Below are 7643 nucleotides of genomic sequence, written 5' to 3' on the forward strand. Positions count from 1 at the left end.
GTTGAGGCAAATCAAGGGCATGTCCTCCATGTGCTCTAGGATGAATTCTGTGGATTGGTTTTGCGATGGCTTCTGTTCCGAGACATCCGTCGCATAAAGACTTCGGCATTCGAAACAGATGCCATGGAAATCTGGAGGTGCGCCGTGCGCAAAGTTTGGTTGAGACTGCTGACGCTGCTTGCACTGGCGCTCACGGGATGTGGCTACAACACCATTCAATCGCAGGAAGAACAGGTCAAGGCGGGTTGGGCGGAGGTGCTGAACCAGTACCAGCGCAGGGCCGACTTGGTGCCAAATCTCGTTAACACGGTCAAGGGCTACGCTAGTCATGAGCGCGAGGTCTTGACTCAGGTGACCGAGGCGCGCGCGCGTGTCGGTGCGCTTCAGGCTTCCCCGGAACTCCTCAATGACCCGGAAGCGTTCGCGCGATTTCAGGCCGCTCAGCAACAATTGACGAGTTCTCTGACACGGCTCCTCGCCGTTTCGGAGAACTATCCGCAGCTGAAGGCGGATGCTGGCTTTCGGGATCTGCAGGCGCAGCTGGACGGCACCGAAAACCGCATCGCCATCGCGCGAAATCGATACATTCAGGCAGTGCAGGGCTTCAACGTAACCGTCCGCTCGTTCCCTTCGAATCTGACGGCGATGGCTTTCGGATACAAAGAAAGACCTAATTTCACCGTCGCCAACGAGGCGGGTATTGCCAAGCCTCCGCAGATTGAATTCGGCGGTGCGCCGGCTCCCGCCTCGCGGAGGCCCAATTGAATTCGATCAAGGCCGCGCTTGCCTCAATCCTGGCAGTTGCGCTTTTCCTTCCGCTAACGGTCTTCCCCGAGGTCGCAATCCCAGCATTGACGGCGCGTGTGACGGACCTGACCAGCACGCTCACGCGCGATCAACGGGAAACCCTGGAGCAAAAACTGGCAGCCTTTGAAGCTCGGAAGGGCAGTCAGCTTTCCATCCTTGTCGTCCCGAGCACCCAGCCAGAAACTATCGAGCAATACTCCCTCCGCGTCGTGGAGCAGTGGAAACTGGGGCGCAAGCGGGTCGACGACGGTGCCTTGCTGATTATCGCCAAGGACGATCGCACACTCCGGATTGAAGTGGGCTACGGACTTGAGGGCATTCTGACTGACGCGACAAGCAAGCGCATCATTAGTGAGATCATCGTTCCCCGTTTCAAGCAGGGAGACTTCTATGGCGGCCTCACTGCGGGTGTTGAGGGAATGGTCCAGGTGGTCGACGGCGAGCCGCTGCCACCACCGAAAACCGCGGTCGCTGGCGAAAGGGATCCCGTTCGTCAGTATATGCCGATCGTGCTGGTACTCACACTGGTGCTGGCAGGCGTACTGCGAAGCGCCCTTGGCAGATTCCCCGGGGCGATTGCCACCGGTACAGCAGTTGGTGCAGTGATGTGGCTGCTCTCTGGCACTATGCTCGTTGCACTTGCTGCGGGCATGATTGCTTTGGCGTTCACCTTGCTGGGTGGTGGCATGGGCGCGCACGTGGGTGCGTGGCACAGTGGTAGTGGCCGCTCAGGCAGATCGGGCCGATCAGGTAGTGGCTTCGGCGGCGGCGGTGGTGGATTTGGTGGCGGCGGGGCCTCGGGCAAATGGTAACGAACAACTTCAATCGCATCGGGCGCCACCTGATGATGACTCACTGGCACGTTCATCACGCCTTTCCTCGGGAGACCTTGAACGCCATCGAGGAGGCCATCAAGCTAAGTGAGGCTATGCATGGCGGCGAAATTCGCTTTGCCTTGGAGGGCGCATTACACAGCACCGCCCTGCTCAATGGTCAATCGGCCAGAACGCGCGCGATCGAGGTATTCTCGCAACTCCACGTTTGGGATACCGAACAGAACAACGGTGTCCTGATCTATCTCCTGCTGGCGGACCATGATGTTGAAATCGTGGCAGATCGGGGGGTGCATGCAAGAGTTGGCGCCGACGCCTGGGAAATTATCTGCCGCGAGATGGAGGCCAGATTCCGCCACGGGGAGTATCAGGCAGGAGTGATTGCCGGCATCCAGGCGGTCACTCGACATATGACACAGCATTTCCCGGCGCGCGATCATTGTCAAAACGAGTTGGCCGACAAAACTGTGATTCTATGACGAATACGGAGCATGCCATCGGCAGCTAAGCCGGCCGCTGCGTAGTGTAGTAATTGTACGTCTCATACCCCATCTCGGTCCTTCAGGGCGCCCCGCTCGGCTTGCCATGCGCGGGGGACAAAGTAATCCCTGGCCATTACTTCACCGTCACCACTCCCCTCATGCCGGCGTCGTAATGACCCGGTAACAGGCATGCAAACGGCACCGTACCACGTTTGGTGAATCGCCAGACGATCTCACCAGTCTCCCCGGCGTCAAGTGCGATAGCGTTAGGCTTGGTATATTTCATCTCCGGCATCTTCAGCATCATCTGGTAATGCTCCTCCAATTCACCTTCCGTCCCAAGAACCATCTCGTGCTTCATTTTTCCGGTATTCCTGACGTGGAAACGAATGGTTTCCCCCCTCTTTACCGTAATCGTGGAAGGGATAAATCGCATGCCGTCTGTCATATCCACGTTGATGGTGTGACTGACCTTTTTCGAATCGCCAGCTTGCCCAAATGCAGCCACTCCGCCACCGCCGTGCCCGTGGCCGTGCCACCATTTCGCCCTGTCATCACTCGCCATGACTGCGATGGGTATAGCGGCAGCGACGGCAATGACCGTCGCCTTCACTTGCCTCGACAACTTCATGTTAGCCCTCCATTGCGCCTGGGTGTACAGCTCGCGTACTGGGTGAATGCGCGATTCATCCGTCCCGAACATCAGCATAATGACAGAAATCGGGTCGAGAAGGTGCCGGTTCCCCAATGATGGGACCAGCGCGCGCGGGACGTGGCGCAAAATCCCCATACGTTCGCCTTCAAGGACTTGCCTCTGGAGAGGACGCGACGGCTCAGTTCGCGACTGACTGACGCACATCAAATCAATCGCATTCTCACTGACTAAGCTGGGTTTAAAGACTGGCAAGCGAATGACGAGCTTGCGGATTGGCACTGAAGGAGGTCGACTATGAACACCGATGATAGCGATGACATTGCGCGGGGCTGGCCCGGAACGCCGATCCGGCCTTGTCCTCCAGCAGTCCGATCTGGTCACGAGACTGCCATCCAAAGTCTTCATCGCTTGCGAATTGTCCTCGTGGCGCTATTTGCTTTCGCCTTAGCCTCAACGAGCGCAATCGCTCAGAATCGGCTGGTGCGTGACGGCGTGGTGCTGTACTGGGGCCTCGTCCCGGCCGCTATCGTTTCCCAGAAGCACGCGATTGAAGATATGCACGGCGCGATACCGCCCGGCGGTGGGCAGCTCCAGCATCTGGTCGTCGCGTTATTCAATCCCGATGGCTCACGAATCGACAATGCCATAATACGCGCGCAAGTTAGCGAGATTGGAATCGTGGATTCGCCGCCCAAGTATTTGACGCCAATGGCGATTAACGGCCAGGCGTCGTATGGTCAAATTTTCACGACCGTGCTGAGTAATAAGGTTCGATTTCGACTATTCGTGAGGGTGCCAAACCACGACGCGGACATCGAGTACGTGATATCGGCGACTCCTCCGCAAAGCAAGGGCGCGCAGTAGAAATCGATCTCTTTCACGATTGCTCCACGGGAACTTTCAACGCACCGCTCCCCTTCCGGTCACGCGCCATCATGTTGTTCGCGCACGATGGCGGCCATGCAAGCCTCCCAGGCTGCTCTCTGCCTATGGACTGCACATCTTCATTGGCCAGCGCTAGTCAGTGGGCGCGCAGGTACTGCGTCACTTTCGGGGGCGCGGGCTTACTGATGTTGACGGCTAAAGTCGGGACGGGCGGCATGCCGGATCGCAGCTTCTTGTCGCACCAGCTTGTTAAGCAAGCAGGCCCCAGCCCCGGAGACCCCAGCGATCTATTATCGCTGGCACCCTCTTCTTACTGCACAACCCTCGGAGCCAGCGCCCGGCCAGCGCCCTCCGTGACAAAGAGATCTCACAATAAGCCAATGCAGTGGAAAACGAGTCCCGGTACGTGCGCTCTGATGCACTACACTTATCCGCAATTGGCGGCCGCCCGCAGGCATGGCGTCACCTGGACGCTTGATGACCGAAGTCCTTACCATAGGTTTCCGCCGCCCAGCGGGGCTGCCATGATTCTGGGATTCCACGCAGATAGGGATACGATCTTGCTGGAAGGACCACAATGAACACCGTACCAAGCGAAACGGGAAATGGCCCGGTGACAATCCTGCGGCGGCCCAACTCTGTGGGACGCGCTGTCACGATCGTCACTGCATTTTCTGGGTTCGTGTTGTGGCTGGCCCGATGTAAGCTCCCTTGGGCACGCCCTAATCAAACAACGGGCGAGCGTTTTGCAGACCTGCTGCAGGGCCTCGGTACGACCTTCGTCAAGCTTGGACAACACCTGAGCTTACGTGCTGACTTGCTGCCAGAGGAGACGCTGCGAGCCCTAGAGCGACTTCAGGATCATGTCTCGCCATTTCCCGCAGATGTCGCAGAGAGCATTATTGAGCTTGCCTTCGGGCGTAGCACGGAAGCGATATTTGCCAGTTTCGACCGGCAGCCGCTAGCCGCCGCTTCGATAGCGCAAATACACCGCGCGACATTGGCTAATGGGCATGACGTCATCGTCAAGATTCGCCGCCCCAACATCCGCGCTCAAGTGGATTCGGATATGCGACTCCTGCGCCGCGTCGCACATATTGCCCAACGGCTCGTCCCCACGCTGCGCCCTCTTAACCCGGTTGCCGTGGTAGATGAAATTTGGTCCAACCTGAGGCGCGAAATCGATCTAGCGCGCGAGGCGAGGAACGTCCGTCGATTCGCCGATGCAATGCGAGACTCGCCAACCGTCTTCGTACCTGACGTGATCGATGGCCTCTGGACTGAAACGGTACTAGTTCAGGAATTCAGCCACGGTCGGCGCATCGACGAAATCCACGGTGAGCAAGGCATGATTGTTGCGCAGTCGATCGTCGATAGCTATGTGCATCAATTGTTCACTATCGGCTATTTTCACGGTGATCCTCATCCCGGGAATTTGTTTGTCATGCCCGATCTGCGCGTTTGCTTTCATGACTTCGGCATCGTCGGCCATATCGATAGACGACTTCGACGTGCATTGGCGGCTTTCGCTACCGCGTTTGTAGAACAGAATGCCGACTGGGTTGTCGATGCGTGGCTGGATATGGGCCTGCTACGGCAGCACGCGGATCGCAGAATCTTCCTCGAAGTCGTCGACGACCTCTTACGCGACTTCGCCGACTTGCCGCTGCGCGAGTGGTCAATCGCAAATGCGCTATCCCGTCTGATCGCGGCGGGGCGATCCAGCGCCGTTGGCCTCCCCTCTGACCTGCTTGTCTTTAGCCGAACTATTCTATTGCTAGAATCGACCTTGCAGCGGATTGCACCGGAGTTTTCCATAGTCGAAGCCCTGTCTCAGCATGTGAGAAACGGGAAAATAGACATCACCGATCAGGAATCAGGCCGATCTCGGAGACTCTCATTTGAACTGGCGGCAACCATTGACGAGCTGCCAGATCTCATGGCTCGTAAGCTTCATGATAGATTGGGGAAGTCAGGACTGTTTGAGTTGACAATAAATCATGATCCCCACTTTGGGCGGTCCCTTGAACATCTCGGCGCCCGCATCGCGCTAGCCATAGTGACCCTCGGTTTGTATATCGCTTCAACGTTGCTGATCAGAAATCCTATCGGCCCGACGATCCTAGGGGTGCCAGTCTTGGCAGCCGCGGGATATGTGCTTGCGGTACGGTTCACATACTCCATCGCGCGTGACTATCAAAGGCTGAACTGAAGATCCAAATCAGGAGCCTTGCCGAAAGCACCCGCCCAAGTTCGTTCTGTTTATGATACCCATGTTGCTACTAGCGGCAGGCTCTATTGATCAGTCGCGGCTCCGACGCCACGGGCACCCATTCAGGCGCGCTGTGCGTAGATAACGGTAAGCTGTCCGGAGGATTACATTTCGTATCATGCCCTCGAGCGCGGCGGCAAGGCTTCCAATATCGCTTATGCTGCATGTAGCGGGCTGTGACGCCGCGTTGCCCCTATCGACACGACAGAATGACGCACAGGCCGGTTAACTCGTCCAGGAAAAAATGAATGACTGTCGGGAGGTTCCACATCCTGCTTAGCGACGCGGCGTTGGGGATGGTACCCGGTCCAATCCTGGCCAACCGTCTGGCCTGGGAGCCTATGAGCGATATCTGGAATGAATTGCGCCTACGGTGCAAGAAGAGTCAGGTTCCGCTCCGATCCAAGCGCACTCATGTGCTGACCAAGGCTTCATATCCACGCCGTCTCATACCGAGCAGGCTGACAGGAAGGAGTTGCACTATGCGCCTGCCGTGAACCCCTTAAACATCGCGGCAGCGCCTCGGGAAACTCGCGGCCAACCCAGTCAACACGAGATCAGGGGCGCTCGAAACGTGACTGCGAGCAGGCGCGCCCTGCTTCACTGCCTCAGCGATGCCATTCCTCTGTCTCTGTGACTTCGCACCTAGCCAGTCCGGGGGCTCTCAGTTGTTTGTTGTGTTATGGAACCAAGGAGGCCTTGAGATGAAAAGCAAACTTGCCGTTGCCACACTGATTGGCGCATTATCGTTTACCGCTGCCGCGGTGGACCAGAGCAACGTCGTCAAAACCTATGAGCTCAAGGACGGCTCAAAGATTCATGTTTTCAAAGACGGGAAGATGGGCATGGAGAACAAGTTCGGGAAGACCGTGAGCATGCGCGAGGGCAAGGTCATGGAAACTAAGGACGGGAGCAAGATCCTAATGAAAGGAAACGAGGTGTTCCGCCTTGACGATGCCCTGATCAAGGGGCATCGCGAGGGCGGCTAGGAGGTAGACGCCGGCTCGAATGGCCACAGCCGAAGCGGTCGTGCGCAGGCGCCAACCGCTTTGGCTCCTCGGCTGGCGGTTCATGGCGCCGTCGATATGACGCCCCTTACTCTATTTGCTCTCCGCTTGCTACGCTCAACGGCCTGAATGCCTGCAGTGTCAAGGCATGGCGACCATGTCCCGCAATCCGAAAATAGGTCAGGTGCCGGGCATCGGCTGTCCTGCGTCATCTTGGGAACACGGAATGGTTACGCCGACCAGCTCATCCCCGGCAGTAGGGGGGGCCTGACCGATTCGTCATGTCCGCGTCATTCATTGAATTCCGCCGCCAATCGGCCGCTCGCCAAAGGGCGCGTGCCCTGTGGTGTGTGCGGACCGGCGTGCGCTCGTGGGCGTGAGTTATGGTATCGGTCCCGCGAAGCTGTACGCCGGCTACCGCTGGCTGAACGGCAATATCTCGGCCTCCCCCACCGACACTCGCTCGAACCTGTATTGGGCGGGCCTACGCTATCAACTGACCTCGGCCTTATCCCTCACGGGCGTGGCGTACTACACGGATGTGCGTGGCTCCGGGGCGGACCCGCTGATGTTTGTGGCATCCACCGATTACGCCTTCTCCAAGCGCACCGACGTGTACTTCAATGTAACGGTCCGCCGAGTACCGTCATTGACGGACTCGTCGATTCGGTGGGCTCTTTGGTAGTTAGGCGGAGGCAGTGT

General features: G+C 57.8%; 7 protein-coding genes and 1 pseudogene. 7 read left to right on the forward strand and 1 reads right to left on the reverse strand.

Features of this window, described 5'->3' with window-relative positions:
• The first annotated feature begins 123 nt into the window (after positions 1-123).
• From ACAD63_RS11920 to ACAD63_RS11930, 3 genes are read left to right on the forward strand one after another with little or no spacing between them, the layout of a single operon-like run.
• Positions 124-765, forward strand: coding sequence for a LemA family protein (locus ACAD63_RS11920; protein ID WP_434032688.1), 642 nt, complete (start codon positions 124-126; stop codon positions 763-765).
• Entirely contained in the window at positions 762-1619 is an 858-nt protein-coding gene (locus tag ACAD63_RS11925; RefSeq protein ID WP_434032689.1) for a TPM domain-containing protein, read from the forward strand. Before ACAD63_RS11920 ends, ACAD63_RS11925 begins: the two co-directional genes overlap by 4 nt.
• The gene (locus ACAD63_RS11930) at positions 1613-2119 is read left to right on the forward strand and encodes a TPM domain-containing protein (protein ID WP_434032690.1); all 507 of its coding nucleotides are present in this window, start codon (positions 1613-1615) and stop codon (positions 2117-2119) included. The genes ACAD63_RS11925 and ACAD63_RS11930 overlap by 7 nt, the downstream gene beginning before the upstream one ends.
• Before the next feature lie 136 nt (positions 2120-2255).
• Here the strand turns inward: ACAD63_RS11930 and ACAD63_RS11935 are convergent, their stop codons facing one another.
• Positions 2256-2735: a cupredoxin domain-containing protein gene (locus ACAD63_RS11935; protein ID WP_434033982.1), complete on the reverse strand. Its 480-nt coding sequence runs from the start codon at positions 2733-2735 to the stop codon at positions 2256-2258.
• A gap of 336 nt (positions 2736-3071) precedes the next feature.
• Between ACAD63_RS11935 and ACAD63_RS11940 the strand changes: the two genes are divergently transcribed.
• The 4 genes and pseudogenes from ACAD63_RS11940 to ACAD63_RS11955 form a co-directional block, all read left to right on the forward strand.
• Positions 3072-3641 carry a hypothetical protein gene (locus ACAD63_RS11940; RefSeq protein ID WP_434032691.1) on the forward strand — a complete coding sequence of 190 codons (570 nt, stop codon included), beginning with the start codon at positions 3072-3074 and terminating at the stop codon, positions 3639-3641.
• A 598-nt stretch (positions 3642-4239) separates the two neighbouring features.
• Positions 4240-5874, forward strand: coding sequence for an ABC1 kinase family protein (locus ACAD63_RS11945; protein WP_434032692.1), 1635 nt, complete (start codon positions 4240-4242; stop codon positions 5872-5874).
• A gap of 764 nt (positions 5875-6638) precedes the next feature.
• Positions 6639-6923, forward strand: coding sequence for a periplasmic Cu(I)/Cu(II)-binding protein CopK (gene copK / locus ACAD63_RS11950; RefSeq protein WP_434032693.1), 285 nt, complete (start codon positions 6639-6641; stop codon positions 6921-6923).
• Between the two features lie 373 nt (positions 6924-7296).
• Positions 7297-7569: pseudogene (locus ACAD63_RS11955) on the forward strand (porin); the annotation flags it as partial.
• Positions 7570-7643 lie beyond the last annotated feature (74 nt).

This window comes from Cupriavidus sp. a3 (assembly GCF_051015765.1).
In the GTDB taxonomy this organism is placed as follows: Bacteria; Pseudomonadota; Gammaproteobacteria; order Burkholderiales; family Burkholderiaceae; genus Cupriavidus; species Cupriavidus oxalaticus_A.